Source organism: Streptomyces sp. NPDC002588, from assembly GCF_040295925.1.
Taxonomy (GTDB): Bacteria; Actinomycetota; Actinomycetes; order Streptomycetales; family Streptomycetaceae; genus Streptomyces.
Genome location: NZ_JBEOWF010000013.1, coordinates 14702 through 29002, shown reverse-complemented (window position 1 = coordinate 29002; position 14301 = coordinate 14702). Strand labels below are relative to the sequence as shown.

General features: G+C 69.5%; 9 protein-coding genes. 4 read left to right on the top strand and 5 right to left on the bottom strand.

Features of this window, described 5'->3' with window-relative positions; all coding sequences use genetic code 11:
* Positions 1 to 21: 21 nt before the first annotated feature.
* Positions 22 to 4989: an NAD-glutamate dehydrogenase gene (locus ABT057_RS16660; protein WP_352343744.1), complete on the bottom strand. Its 4968-nt coding sequence runs from the start codon at positions 4987 to 4989 to the stop codon at positions 22 to 24.
* Positions 4990 to 5629: 640 nt separating this feature from the next.
* Between ABT057_RS16660 and ABT057_RS16655 the strand changes: the two genes are divergently transcribed.
* On the top strand, positions 5630 to 6196 hold the full coding sequence (locus tag ABT057_RS16655; RefSeq protein ID WP_352343743.1) for a DJ-1/PfpI family protein: 567 nt from the start codon (positions 5630 to 5632) through the stop codon (positions 6194 to 6196).
* Between the two features lie 22 nt (positions 6197 to 6218).
* Here the strand turns inward: ABT057_RS16655 and ABT057_RS16650 are convergent, their stop codons facing one another.
* Both ABT057_RS16650 and ABT057_RS16645 read right to left on the bottom strand, forming a co-directional pair.
* Positions 6219 to 6887, bottom strand: a complete 669-nt coding sequence (locus ABT057_RS16650) for an HAD family hydrolase (protein ID WP_352343742.1) — start codon at positions 6885 to 6887, stop codon at positions 6219 to 6221.
* 80 nt (positions 6888 to 6967) lie between these two features.
* Positions 6968 to 7483 carry a DUF6912 family protein gene (locus ABT057_RS16645; protein ID WP_352343741.1) on the bottom strand — a complete coding sequence of 172 codons (516 nt, stop codon included), beginning with the start codon at positions 7481 to 7483 and terminating at the stop codon, positions 6968 to 6970.
* Positions 7484 to 7822: 339 nt separating this feature from the next.
* Here ABT057_RS16645 and ABT057_RS16640 point away from each other — a divergent pair, with 339 nt between their 5' ends.
* The gene (locus ABT057_RS16640; RefSeq protein WP_352343739.1) at positions 7823 to 8305 is read left to right on the top strand and encodes an Rv3235 family protein; all 483 of its coding nucleotides are present in this window, start codon (positions 7823 to 7825) and stop codon (positions 8303 to 8305) included.
* A 90-nt stretch (positions 8306 to 8395) separates the two neighbouring features.
* Here the strand turns inward: ABT057_RS16640 and secA are convergent, their stop codons facing one another.
* Complete coding sequence (gene secA / locus ABT057_RS16635) at positions 8396 to 11242, bottom strand: preprotein translocase subunit SecA (RefSeq protein ID WP_352343738.1); 2847 nt, start codon at positions 11240 to 11242, stop codon at positions 8396 to 8398.
* A gap of 279 nt (positions 11243 to 11521) precedes the next feature.
* Between secA and ABT057_RS16630 the strand changes: the two genes are divergently transcribed.
* Both ABT057_RS16630 and ABT057_RS16625 read left to right on the top strand, forming a co-directional pair.
* Positions 11522 to 12109 carry a GNAT family N-acetyltransferase gene (locus tag ABT057_RS16630; RefSeq protein ID WP_352343736.1) on the top strand — a complete coding sequence of 196 codons (588 nt, stop codon included), beginning with the start codon at positions 11522 to 11524 and terminating at the stop codon, positions 12107 to 12109.
* 69 nt (positions 12110 to 12178) lie between these two features.
* Positions 12179 to 13372 (top strand): winged helix-turn-helix domain-containing protein, encoded by a 1194-nt coding sequence (locus tag ABT057_RS16625; protein ID WP_352343734.1) that lies wholly within the window; start codon positions 12179 to 12181, stop codon positions 13370 to 13372.
* A gap of 30 nt (positions 13373 to 13402) precedes the next feature.
* On the opposite strand, the gene ABT057_RS16620 is transcribed toward ABT057_RS16625, so the two are convergent.
* A complete protein-coding gene (locus ABT057_RS16620) occupies positions 13403 to 14158 on the bottom strand; it encodes a response regulator (RefSeq protein ID WP_352343732.1) in 756 nt (251 codons plus the stop codon).
* Between the last annotated feature and the right edge of the window lie 143 nt (positions 14159 to 14301).

The following is a 14301-nucleotide window of genomic DNA, read 5'->3' as shown; positions in this document are numbered from 1 at the left end:
GGCGCCCTTGTCGTCACTGCGTCACGAGTGCGTCCGCAGCAGCGTCCGCATGGTGCGCATCGCCACCGACAGGTTCGCCAGGTCGAACGTCTCCGACCCCTGGATCTCCTCCAGCGTCGTCCGCGCCCGGCCCAGGATCGCCGCGTTCTTCTCCTCCCACGCCTTGAACCGCTGCTCGGGCGTCGAGGTGCCGTTGCCCACGCTCAGGATGTCCGAGGTCAGCGCCGCATGGGCCGCGTACAGGTCCTCACGGATGGAGGCGCGGGCCATGGACTGCCAGCGGTCGGCGCGCGGCAGCTCGATGATGCGGTCCATGAGCTGGGTGATGTGCAGCCGGTCCGCGAGGTCGTAGTACACCTCGGCGACGGCCAGCGGATCCTTGCCCGTGCGGTCGGCCACCGAGACGATGTCCAGCGCCGGGAACGCCGAGGAGAACCCGGCGACCCTCGTCGCGACCTCGTCCGGAACACCGGCGCCGGTCAGCTCGTCGTAGATCTTCTGCCACCACTCCAGGTCGGCGCCGCGCAGCAGCTTCGTCAGCTGCGACCAGACCTGCTCGACCCGCTCGGCGAAGAAGTCCACCGTCTCGGCGAGCTGGAGCGGCTGCGGACGGTTGTTGAGCAGCCAGCGCGTACCGCGCTCGACGAGCCGCCGCGAGTGCAGCCGGATCCGGGTCTGCACGGCCGCCTCGACCGTGTTGTCGAGTTCCTCCACCGCGTCCCACACGGGCGCCGACCTGAAGATCGCCCGGGCCGCGGTCTGCGCCCGCACGATCTCCTCAAGGGAGGCGCCGGTCTCCTCGCGCAGCCGGTGCAGATACGTCGTACCGCCGGTGTTGACCGTGTCGTTGACCAGCACCGTCGTGGTGATCTCACGGCGCAGCGGATGCTTGTCGATGTACTCGGGGAACTGCTCGCGCAGCGCCGTCGGGAAGTACGCGTACAGCAGGCCGCGCAGGTAGGGGTCGTCGGGCAGCGAGGTGTGCAGCAGTTCGTCCGACACGGTGATCTTCGTGTACGCCAGCAGGACGGCCGTCTCCGGACTGGTCAGACCATGGCCGGCGCCGAGCCGCTCGCGGATCTGCCGGTCGGTGGGCAGGAACTCCAGGGCCCGGTCCAGGTGGCCTTCCCTGACCAGGTGGCGCATGAAGCGCTGCTGGGCGTGCAGCATGTCCTGGGACTGGAACAGGGCGTTGGCGATGGCCGTGTTCTGCGCGTAGTTGTTGCGCAGGACGAGCCGGCCGACCTCGTCGGTCATCTCCGCGAGCAGCTTGTTGCGCTGCTTGACGGTCATGTCGCCGTCCGTGACCAGCCCGTTGAGCAGGATCTTGATGTTCACCTCGTGGTCGGAGGTGTCCACGCCGGCGCTGTTGTCGATGGCGTCCGTGTTGATCTTGCCGCCGCCGCGGGCGAACTCGATCCGGCCGAGCTGGGTCAGCCCCAGGTTGCCGCCCTCGCCGACGACCCTGACCCGCAGGTCCTGGCCGTCGACGCGGATCGGGTCGTTGGCCTTGTCACCGACGTCGGCGTTCGACTCCGTGCTCGCCTTGACGTAGGTGCCGATGCCGCCGTTCCACAGCAGGTCCACCGGAGCCGACAGGATCGCCTTCATCAGGTCGGCCGGGGTCATCTTGGTGACGCCGGACTCGATGCCGAGGGCCTCGCGAACGTGCGCGCCCACCGGGATGGCCTTGGCGGTGCGCGGGAAGATCCCGCCGCCCGCCGAGAGCAGCGCGGTGTCGTAGTCGGCCCAGCTGGAGCGGGGCAGCTCGAACAGGCGGCGGCGCTCGGCGTACGAGGTCGCGGCGTCCGGCTTGGGGTCGATGAAGATGTGTCGGTGGTCGAAGGCGGCGACCAGCCGGATGTGCTCGCTGAGCAGCATGCCGTTGCCGAACACGTCACCGGACATGTCACCGATGCCGACCACCGTGAAGTCCTCGGCCTGCGTGTCCACACCCAGCTCGCGGAAGTGCCGCTTCACGGACTCCCAGGCGCCGCGGGCGGTGATGCCCATGCCCTTGTGGTCGTAGCCGGCCGAGCCGCCGGAGGCGAAGGCGTCCCCGAGCCAGAAGTCGTACGACTGCGCGACCTCGTTGGCGATGTCGGAGAACGTCGCCGTGCCCTTGTCGGCCGCGACCACCAGATAGGTGTCGTCCTCGTCGTGCCGTACGACGTCGGCCGGCGGCACGACCTCCCCGGCCACCATGTTGTCGGTGATGTCGAGCAGCGCCGAGATGAACGTCTTGTAGCTGGCGATGCCCTCGGCGAGCCAGGCGTCCCGGTCCACGCCCGGGTCCGGCAGCTGCTTGGCGACGAACCCGCCCTTCGCGCCGACCGGCACGATCACGGTGTTCTTCACCATCTGCGCCTTGACCAGGCCGAGGATCTCGGTCCGGAAGTCCTCCCTGCGGTCCGACCACCTCAGGCCGCCGCGGGCGACCTTCCCGAACCGCAGATGGACACCCTCCACCCGGGGCGAGTACACCCAGATCTCGAAGGCCGGCCGGGGCGCGGGCAGATCCGGGATCGCCTGCGGGTCGAACTTCATCGACACGTACGTGTGCGGTGTGCCGGCCTCGGTCTTCTGGAAGAAGTTGGTCCGCAGGGTCGCCTTGATGACGGTGAGGAAGGACCGCAGGATCCGGTCCTCGTCGAGCGAGGCCACCTGGTCGAGCGCGGCGTCCAGCTCCTCCAGCAACGCGTCCACGATCTCGTGTCCGGCACGCTGCCGGTCCGGCGACATCCGCGCCTCGAACAGGGAGACGAGCAGCCGCGTGGTGTGCACGTTCGTCCGGAGGGTGTCCTCCATGTAGTCCTGGCTGAACGTGGCCCCGGCCTGCCGCAGGTACTTGGCGTACGCGCGCAGCACCATCGCCTGCCGCCAGTTCAGCCCGGCACCCAGCACCAGCGCGTTGAACCCGTCGTTCTCCGCCTTGCCGGTCCAGGACGCCGCGAACGCCTGCTGGAACCGCTCGCGCCCGTCGTCCCCGAGCAGGTCGGCGCCCGCGGCACCGCCCAGCGCCCGCGGGATCCGCAGCCCGAAGTCATAGATCCAGGCCACCGACCGGTCCGCGCAGCGCAGCTCGTACGGCCGCTCGTCGATCACCTCGACACCCAGCCGGTTCAGCACCGGCAGCACCGCCGACAGGGAGATCGCGTCACCCTTGCGGTAGATCTTGAAACGGCGCTCGTCGGGCGCGGCGCCCACCGGCTCGTACAGGCTGAGCGAGAAGCTCTGCTCCTCGGTCAGCCGCTCCAGATGCACGAGGTCGGCGACCGCGGCCCGCGGCGTGTGGTCGGCCTTGTAGCCCTCGGTGAACGCGTTGTTGTAGCTGCGCAGCAGCTCGGAGGCCCGCTCCTCGCCGAGTTCCGCGTTGAGTGCCTCACCGAAGGCGTCGGCCCAGGACCGCGCCGCCTCCACGAGCCGCGCCTCGATGCGGTCCTTGTCCGCCTCGGACAACTCGGACAGCTCGGTGCCCTGCGGCACCCGCACGACGAAGTGCAGCCGGGACAGGATCGACTCGGTGTTCCAGGCGGTGAAGTCGACACTGATGCCGCCGAGCTCCTCCTTCAGGATGTCGATGATCCGCAGCCGCACCCCGGTGGTGTAGCGGTCACGGGGCAGGTAGACGAGCGCGGAGTAGTAGCGCCCGTACTCGTCCTGCCGCAGGTAGAGCCGGAGCCGCCGCCGCTCCTGCAGATACAGCACCGAGGTGACGATGGACCGCAGCTCGTCCTCGGGGGTCTGGAACAGCTCGTCCCGCGGGTACGTCTCCATGATCTGGAGCAGATCGCGCCCGTCGTGGCTGTGGGGCGAGAACCCGGCGCCCTTCAGTACGGCGTCGACCTTGCGCCGCACGACGGGAACCCGCAGCACGGACTCGGTGTAGGCGGCCGACGAGAACAGCCCGAGGAACCGCCGCTCCCCGACGACGTTCCCCTCGGCGTCGAACTTCTTGACGCCCACATAGTCGAGATACGACGGCCGGTGCACGGTGGCCCGGCTGTTGGCCTTGGTGAGGACGAGCAGCTTGTGCTCACGGGCCTTGGCGCGGGCGTCGGCGGGCAGCCGCTCGAACGAAGGGCTGACGGGATGCGCGTCGCCCTCGGCGTGATGCGGATCGGCCCGCAGGATCCCGAGCCCGGTCCCCGCGACGGCGCCGAGGGAGTCGTCGCCCCGCAGCTCGTACTCCCGGTACCCCAGGAACGTGAAGTGATCGGCGGCGAGCCAGCGCAGCAGCTCACGGGCCTCCTCGACCTCCGGCGAGGGCAGATCACCGGGCATGGCCTCCTGGGGCAGTCCGTCGGCGATCCGCAGCGCCGCGTCCCGCATCTTCTCCCAGTCCTCGACGGCCTCCCGCACATCGGACAGCACCCGCAGCAGCTCGCCCGTGACCTGCTTCAGGTCCGCGCGGTCGGTCTCCCGGTCCATCTCCACATGGATCCAGGACTCGATGTGCGCGTCATGCGGCAGGTCACCGGCGGCGGGCGGCGCCCCGAGCACCTCGATGAGCTGCCCGGCGACATCGCGCCGCACCGCGATCTGCGGATGGACGACGAGATGGATGCCCCGCCCCTGCCGGCTCAGCTCGTTGGTGACCGAGTCGACGAGGAAGGGCATGTCGTCGGTGACGACCTCGACGACGGAGTGACTGCAGGTCCACCCGTTCTCCTCGACGGTCGGGGTGTGGACCCGGACATTCGCGGTCCCCTGCGGCCTGCTCTGGGCGAGCCGGTAGTGGGACAGCGCGGCTCCGAAGACATCGACCGGATCGCGGTCGGTGAGGTCCTCCGCGGCGGTGTGCAGGTAGTAGCGCTGGAGGAACGCGAGGAGGGCGTCATGGTCCGGGGTTCCCGACGTGCCCGGCGTGCCCGACGTGCCCTCGCCCGTCGTCCCAGTCGGTAGGTGCCCCCCGACCGGGCTGTTCTCAGCGACCCGGGCCGCCCTCTCGAGCAGCTCGGCCTTGGCTTCGTCCAGCTTGGTCTGCATTGTCCTCTGGCTCCTGTCGCGCGCCGTTGCGTGACGTAGAAGGAAGTACGGTCTCTTCCCCTGCGGCTCGACGCCACGGCCCGGGTTCTCCGGTCTGCTCCGACGCTATGCCGCAAGGTGAGATGAGCGGGGGGTAATCGGCCATTCTCGACACCGCTCCGGGGTGTGACGCTGCTCTCCGAGCCACGCGCTCCCCGGGTGTGTACGACGCCCAGGGGCCCCTTGCGCCCCGGTCCCGCCCGCGAAGACCAGCGGCCGCCGCCCGGTAGCGGGGTCGATCCGCACACACCGGGCGCAGGGCAGGGGCGACAGTGCCCCCGCGACATATCGCGCTGATCACGCCACCAGGCTATCGCCACTCACCCGGGGCCCGTCATGAGCCGTATGTGTACAAAACAGGGGCCGGAACTTTGACGTTCTGCACAGAGCCAACCGCCCCGGCCCGGCCCGGGAGCCCGAGGGCGGCAGCCCCTGGGGACGGGACAGGCAAGTGCGGCGGGGGAGACAAGTCGACGCCGACCCCCACCCGGAGGGACCCTGAAATCACCCCACCTCTTGGCAAGGCCACCCCCGAGAGGCACGTTGCCAAGGAAGGCGCCCATCCGAGAGGAGCCCGAGCGGAGCCCGAGAGGAGCCCCCCATGCCCGCCAAGATCCTCGTCGTCACCGGCGACGCGGCAGAATCCCTGGAAGTCCTCTACCCCTACCAGCGCCTCCGCGAGGAAGGCTACGAGGTCCACATCGCCGCCCCCACCCGCAAGAAGCTCCAGTTCGTCGTCCACGACTTCGAACCCGGCTTCGACACCTACACCGAGAAGCCCGGCTACACCTGGCCCGCCGACCTCGCCTTCTCCGAGGTCGATCCCGGCCAGTACGCCGCCGTCGTCGTCCCCGGCGGCCGCGCCCCCGAGTACCTCCGCAACGACCCCGAACTCCGCAAGATCCTCAAGTCGTTCTTCGACGCGGACAAACCCGTCGCCCAGATCTGCCACGGCCCTCTGCTCGCCGCCGCCGCGGACGCCCTCCGCGGCCGCCGCGTCACGGCGTACCCCGCCCTGGAGCCGGACATGCAGTCCGCCGGCGCCACTTTCCAGGACACCGAGGCGGTGGTGGACGGCACCCTGGTCTCCTCCCGGGCCTGGCCCGACCATCCCGCCTGGATGCGCGAGTTCCTCACGGTGCTGCGCGCCAAGGCCCCGGCCACCTGACCGCTCCCGCCCCCGACCCCTGTCAGGCGGCCAGCTGCCCCGCGACCTCCACCGCCTCCGCCAGCGAGTCCACGACCGGCACCCCCGCCCCTTCCAGGCTGGCCCGGCTGTGCGACCCGCCGGTGTACAGCACGGCCTGCGCCCCCGCGTGCAGCGCGGCCACCGCGTCGTCCGCCGCGTCCCCGATCACCACGGTCCGCCCCGGTTCCACCTTCCCCAGCGCGGCCAGGTGCCGCACCATGTGCTCCGCCTTGCTCCCTCCGGACGGCCCGACCCGCCCGTCCACCCGCAGGAAGTGCGGCTCGATCCCGAACCCCCGCACCAGCGGCACCAGTTCCTCATGCACGTACATGCTCAGCAGCGACTGGCTGTGTCCCGCCGACCGCCACCCCGCGAGCAGTTCCACCACCCCGTCGGTGAGGGCGCACCGCGCCCGGTGCTCCGCGTAGTACCGGTGGAAGACCTCGTCCATGGCCTCCCATTCGGCCTCGGTCGGCAACCGGCCCATCAGCCGCTCGTAGAACTTCGGCACCGGCACGCAGTACAGCTCCCGGTACCGCTCCAGGGTGAGCGGCTCCAGCCCCAGCTCGGCGAAGGCCGCGTTCGTCGCCCCGATGATCGCGTCGTTGTCGTTGAGCAGCGTGCCGTTCCAGTCCCAGACGATGTGCGCTGCTTCGTGCTGCTTCCCCATACCTGAAAAAGTACCCGCCGCCACTGACAATCAAGAGCCGCCGCGGATCTCCCGGCGGCCGCACCGGCCCCGGCCGGCACTCAGTCCCCGGCCCCCACCAGATTCGCGATCTCCTGCGGGGCGAACCACAGCAGCTCGTGGTCCTCGGCCCCGTCCACCACGAACTGCGCGTCGTCGTCCCCGCCGTCCGCCGCCGCGAGCGCCTCCGCGGCCGCCGACACATCCGCCTCGGCGTCCCCCGCGTCGACGTGCACCGCGGCCGCCTTGGCCAGCGGCACGGCCACCGACACCCGCACCTCACCGAGCGCCGCCGGATCGAGCCCCCGGTCCGGGTCGACCGCGGCCGCACGGTCGGGTACGTCCGCCGCGACCACGACCCGCCGCCGCGGCGCACCGGGGTCCGCCGCGAGGAGCCGCAGCGAGGCGAGCGCGGCCCGGCTCAGCGCCGCGTACTCGAGCTCCTCGATGTCGTCGGACAGGTACCACTCGCGCAACGCGGGCGTGACGGCGTACGCGACGAGCGGCCCGGACCCCAGCTCCCCCGTCTTGTGCGCCTCGGCGAGGCCGGGGAGGGTCAGGGGGACGTAGACGCGCATGGCTGGCCGCTCTCTCGTGTCGGAAACGTACTCGGAGAACTCCGCTCGGAGAAACCCGCTCGGAGCCTTCAGGATACGTGCGGGTGTCCCCTTTCGGGCCCCTGCCCACCACTCGCGACGCGTCAACTCTCTGCCTTGAATTTCACCCCCCACACCGCCGCCATCGGCCCTTTCACCATCCAGAACCACCCTGATAGGTGAAACAGCCCGCACCCCCGTCATCACTGTCCGATCACTTGCCGTCACCCACCGCAACCCCGTACAAGATCGACGACAGGAAGTTACCGCCCGGTAGAAGTGCGGGCCCGCCCACCGTCCAGCCGATCGAACGGGGACACGATGAACAAGGTCATGACCAGGACGCAGCACACCCCCGGCACCCGCCCACCGGGCCGCCGCGACCCCCGCCGCCCCGCCGGCACCCCACCCCGCACCCGCCAGACCCGCACCACCACCCCCTCCACCCCCACGCCCCCGCCGCAGCCCCGCCCCACCGACCTCTTCGCCGACCGTCTCCTCGCCGTCCTCAGCGGCCGGCGCCCCGTCCACTTCATGCTCCGCCACACCCTCGGCCGCGCCTACGACGACCTCGCCCACCTCGCCGAAAGCGGCCCCCTGCGCGCCACCCGCGGCACCAACCCCACCATCAGCGACATCGGCTACTACGTCCCCCGCGCCGGCGCCATCGAGGCCTTCGCCCGCATCGGCACCGGCGACCGCCTCCGCGCCATGGCCTTCCGCCTGGAACTCGGCACCGACCGCCGCTGGCGCTGCACCGCCGTAGAACTCGGCGGCCCCCGCCCACCCCGCCAGGACGACTGACCCGGCCCGCCACACCCCCTCACGCCGAGAGGCCGGGCCACCCCAGGTGACCCGGCCCCTCAGACCGCCATGCCCGTCTCCGAGCCCGCGTCACTTCTTACGGCGACGCCCGGCCTTCGCCTGCTTCCGGCGCTCCGCGCGCGTCAGACCATCCGCCTCGGAACGCACCGGCTCGTCGTCGTCACTGTCGAAGTCACCCTCGATGGTGCCGCCCTCGCCGTCCACCGTCGGCGCCGAGAAATGCAGGTTCCTCCGCTGCGGAGCGTCCAGCCCCTTGGCGCGGATCTCCGGACGCGAACCCGCCTGCGCCGGCACCGCGTCCTGCTTCTCCAGGTCCACCGGCTCGGCATCCTCCACCGGAACCTCCTCGACCTGCTGCTCCACCTGGACCTCCAGGTTGAACAGGTAGCCGACGGACTCCTCCTTGATGCCGTCCATCATCGCGGAGAACATGTCGAAGCCCTCACGCTGGTACTCGACCAGCGGGTCCTTCTGCGCCATCGCCCGCAGGCCGATGCCCTCCTGCAGGTAGTCCATCTCGTAGAGGTGCTCACGCCACTTGCGGTCCAGGACCGACAGCACGACCCGGCGCTCCAGCTCACGCATGATCTCGGAGCCGAGCTGCGACTCACGCCCCTCGTACTGCTCGTGGATGTCGTCCTTGATGGACTCGGAGATGAACTCGGCGGTCAGACCGGCCCGGTCACCCGCCGCCTCCTCCAGCTCGTCCACCGTGATCTTCACCGGGTAAAGCTGCTTGAACGCACCCCACAGCCGGTCCAGGTCCCAGTCCTCCGGGAAGCCCTCGGCGGTCTCCGCGGACACGTACGCGTCGATCGTGTCGTCCATGAAGTGGTGGATCTGCTCCTGCAGGTCCTCACCCTCAAGGACACGACGCCGCTCGCCGTAGATGACCTCACGCTGACGGTTGAGGACCTCGTCGTACTTCAGGACGTTCTTACGCGTCTCGAAGTTCTGCTGCTCCACCTGCGACTGCGCGGACGCGATCGCACGCGTGACCATCTTGTTCTCGATCGGCACGTCGTCCGGGACGTTCGCCATCGACATCACACGCTCGACCATCTGCGCCTTGAACAGCCGCATCAGGTCATCGCCCAGCGACAGATAGAACCGCGACTCGCCCGGGTCACCCTGACGGCCGGAACGACCACGCAACTGGTTGTCGATGCGCCGCGACTCGTGCCGCTCCGTACCGAGGACATAGAGGCCGCCGAGATCCTTGACCTCCTCGAACTCGGCCTTGACCGCCTGCTCGGCCTTCTCCAGGGCGGCGGGCAGAGCCTGCGCCCACTCCTCGATGTGCTCCTCCGGGTCCAGACCCCGCTGACGCAGCTCCGCCTCGGCGAGATCGTCGGGGTTGCCGCCGAGCTTGATGTCCGTACCACGGCCCGCCATGTTCGTGGCGACGGTCACCGCGCCCTTGCGGCCGGCCTGGGCGACGATCGACGCCTCACGCTCGTGGTGCTTCGCGTTCAGCACCTCGTGCTGGATGCCACGCTTGCTGAGCTGCTGCGACAGGTACTCGGACTTCTCGACCGACGTCGTACCGACGAGGATCGGCTGCCCCTTCTCGTGCTTCTCCGCGATGTCGTCGACGACCGCCTCGAACTTCGCCACCTCGGTGCGGTAGATCAGGTCCGACTGGTCCTTGCGGACCATCGGCTTGTTCGTCGGGATCGGCACCACACCGAGCTTGTAGATCTGGTGGAACTCGGCGGCCTCGGTCATCGCCGTACCGGTCATGCCCGACAGACCCGGCACTTCCTTGCCGTCCTGGTCCTGACGCTTGTAGAGGCGGAAGAAGTTCTGCAGGGTGATCGTCGCGAGCGTCTGGTTCTCGTCCTTGATGTCCACCCCTTCCTTCGCCTCGATCGCCTGGTGCATGCCCTCGTTGTAACGGCGGCCGGCGAGGATACGACCGGTGTGCTCGTCGACGATCATGACTTCGCCGTCCATGACGACGTAGTCCTTGTCCTTCTTGAAGAGCTCCTTCGCCTTGATGGCGTTGTTCAGGTAGCCCACCAGCGGCGTGTTCACCGACTCGTACAGATTGTCGATGCCCAGCCAGTCCTCGACCTTGCTGACCCCGGCCTCGTGAATGGCGACCGTGCGCTTCTTCTCGTCGACCTCGTAGTCGCCGGTCTCCTCGATGCCCTTGAGCGGGTTGCCCGCCTCGCCCTTCTTCAGACGGGTCACCAGCTTGGCGAAATCGCCGTACCACTTCGTCGCCTGGTCAGCCGGACCGGAGATGATCAGCGGCGTACGGGCCTCGTCGACCAGGATCGAGTCGACCTCGTCGACGATGGCGAAGTTGTGGCCCCGCTGGACCAGCTCGTCCTTCGCCCACGCCATGTTGTCGCGCAGGTAGTCGAAGCCGAACTCGTTGTTCGTGCCGTACGTGATGTCGCACGCGTACTGCTCGCGCCGCTGGGCCGGCGTCATGTTGGCCAGGATGCAGCCCACGTTCAGGCCCAGGAACTTGTGGACGCGGCCCATCATCTCGGAGTCGCGCTCGGCCAGGTAGTCGTTGACCGTGATCAGGTGAACGCCCTTGCCGGACAACGCGTTCAGATACGCGGGCAGCGTGCCGACGAGGGTCTTGCCCTCACCCGTCTTCATCTCGGCCACATAACCGAGATGCAGGGCCGCGCCACCCATGATCTGCACGTCGTAGTGACGCTGACCGAGGACACGCTTGGCGGCCTCACGCACGGTGGCGAACGCCTCGGGCAACAGGTCGTCCAGACTCTCACCATCGGTGTACCGCTGCTTGTACTCGTCGGTGAGGGCCCGCAGCTCGGCGTCGGAGAGGTCGACAAAGTCCTCTTCGATGGAGTTGACCTGGTCCGCGATGCGGTGCAGCTTGCGCAGGATCTTGCCTTCGCCTGCACGCATGATCTTCGAGAGGACGGACACGGGGGTTGGTCTCCTTGCCGGTCGGGCCTGGGACGGTCGGTTTCCTTTTGACTTACTGAGCAACGGACATCGTATGCGAGGACCCCGCCACGCCGGGAGGCCTGCCGTGACGAGGACCGCACACAGCCGCGTACACGCGCCAAAATCTTCTTCAAACACACAACGCCCGGCCCCCGCCGATAGTGCCGCCCCCACCCCACGAATTGCGCGAATCGTGATCACCCGCTCACCCCCCGCAAACACCTGGCGCCCACCCCCCGCACCCAGCAGAATCGCCCGATGGAGCCCGTCACCCTCACCACCGACCGCCTCGTCCTGCGCCCCGTCGGCCCCCAGGACACCGACGCCGTGTACACCGCCGTCCAGGACCCCGACATCCAGCGGTGGACCACCGTCCCCTCCCCCTACCTCCCCGAACACGCCCGCAGCTTCACCGAGGAACTCTCCCCCGACGGCTGGGCCGACAGCTCGATGTTCACCTTCGGCGTCTTCCTCCCCGACGGCACCCTCACCGGCATGGTCGGCCTCACCCCGCGCTCCCTCGGCACCGCCGAGGTCGGCTTCTGGGCCACCAAAGAACACCGCGGCCACGGCTACACCACCGAAGCCACCCTCACCGCCGCCCGCTGGGCCTTCACCCACCTTGCCGTCGACCGCGTCGAATGGCGCGCCGAAGTCGGCAACACCGCCTCCCGCGCGGTCGCCGAACACGCCGGCTTCACCTTCGAAGGCACCCTCCGCTCCGCCGCCAACAACAAGGGCGTCCGCCGGGACTGCTGGCTCGCCTCCCTGCTCCCCTCGGACCTGAACCTCCCCTCGACGGCCCCCTACCTCCCGGCCCCCGCCCGCCCGTCCGAGAACACCTGACGCACCCCGCTCCACCACCCCACCGCTCCGCCACCCCCACTGTCAGTGCCACCCCCTATCGTGCCCAGCATGACGACCCCGCGCCCCGCCACCGAGCTCTCCGCGATAGAAGCCCGCCGTCTGGCCCTCCGGGCACAGGGCTTCCTCGGCACCCCCGACCGCAGGGCCGGTGTCCGCGGCATCCTCCGCCACCTCGGCGCGGTACAACTCGACACCATCTCCGTCCTGGCCCGCTCCCACGAGCTGATCCCCTACGCCCGCCTGGGCGCCGTAGGCCGCAAGACCGTCGAGCACGCGTACTGGACGACCGCCCCCTCCGGCACCCCGCGCCCCCACGCCTTCGAGTACTGGTCCCACGCCGCCTGCATCCTCCCCATCGAGGAATGGCCCCACTTCGCCTTCCGCCGCCGCGCCTACCGGGCCCGCCCCCACTGGAACCACGACCTCCCCGACGGCACCTACGAGCAGGTCGTCAAACAGCTCCGCACCGAGGGCCCCCTCACCGCCACCGAACTGGGCGGCGCGAAGAAGACCAGCGAATGGTGGGACTGGTCCGGCACCAAGGTCGCCGTGGAACGCGCCCTGATGTACGGCGAGGTGGTCTGCGTGCAGCGCCGCGGCTGGAAGCGCGTGTACGACCTCGCCGAGCGCGCCGTCCCCGCCGACCTGCTGCACGACGAACTCGACGACACCGAATGCCTGCGCCGTCTGGTCCGCCTCGCCGGCCGCTCCCTGGGCGTCGGCACGCGCGCGGACATCGCCGACTACCACCGCCTCAAGGGCGAACAGGTCGACGCGGTGATCGCCGACTCCGGCCTGGTCCCGGTCACCGTCGAAGGCTGGGGAAAGCCCGCCTGGGCCGACCCCGAGGCGCTGGACACGCCCCCGCGCGGCCGCCACCGCACCACTCTCCTGTCGCCCTTCGACTCCCTCATCTGGGAACGGGCGCGCACCGAGCGGATCTTCGGCTTCACCCACCGGCTGGAGGCCTACGTCCCCAAACCCAAGCGGATCCACGGCTACTTCGCGATGCCGGTACTGGCCGGCGGCCACCTCGTCGGCCGGGTGGACCCGGCCAGGGAGGGCAGCACCCTCGTCGCCCGACAGGTCACTCTGGACGGCCCGAAGGCGGTCCCGGCGGTCGCCCAGGCCCTCCTCGAGGCCGCGACCTGGGTCGACTGCACCGCCGTACGTGTCGAACGCGTCGACGCCCCGGAACTGCGCGAGCCCCTCACCCGAGAGCTCACGCGCGCACTCGCCTGACCCGAACCCCTCCGAACCCCTCCGAGCGCGTCAGCGGATCTCGAGGATCTTCTCCCGCATCGCGTACACCACCGCCTCCATCCTGGAGTGCAGCTGCAGCTTCTCCAGGATGTTGCGCACATGGTTCTTCACGGTGTTCTCGGAGATGAACAACTCCTTGGCGATGTCACGGTTGTTCATCCCCGTCGCCACCAGCTTGAGCACCTCGAGCTCACGGTCCGTCAGCCGCGGCGCGGGCACCAGCCGACGCTCGTCGGTCCGCTGGATCATCGACTTGAACTCGGTGAGCAGCTTCGACGCCATCGAAGGGCTGATCTGCGACTGCCCGTCGGCGACCGCACGGATCGCGGTGGCCACCTCGTCCGTGGAGATCTCCTTCAGGAGATAACCGGTCGCCCCCGCCTTGATCGCGTCGTAGAGGTCGGCCTCCTCGTCGCTGATCGTCAACATGATGATCTTCGCGCTGGGAGCCACCTCCTTGATGGAGGTGCACGCCTCGATACCGCCGCGCTTGGGCATCCGCACATCCATCAGCACGATGTCCGGCAGCAGATCCGCCGCCTTGTCGACGGCCTCCGCACCATCCCCAGCCTCGCCGACGACCTGGATGTCCTCCTCGGCGGCGAGCACGATCTCCAGGCCACGGCGGAACAGGGCGTGATCGTCCACGACAAGGACTCTGATCGGCTCCTTGCGTGCAGTGCCGTCGTCGCCCGCGTCCGGGCCCATGGCGACGACGCCGTCGTGGGCGTCCCCGTCACGCATCGGTCCGAAGCTGTCCGCCATCGTTCCTCCCCCTGAAGGCCGTGGCCGTGGTCGTGAGCCATCGCCAACCCAAGGCAACGGCCCACCGATTGGACCGCCCTCGCCATGATTCCATGCCCGGACGACAACGAGGTGACAGAGCGATGCCCCAAGGGGTCGCACAC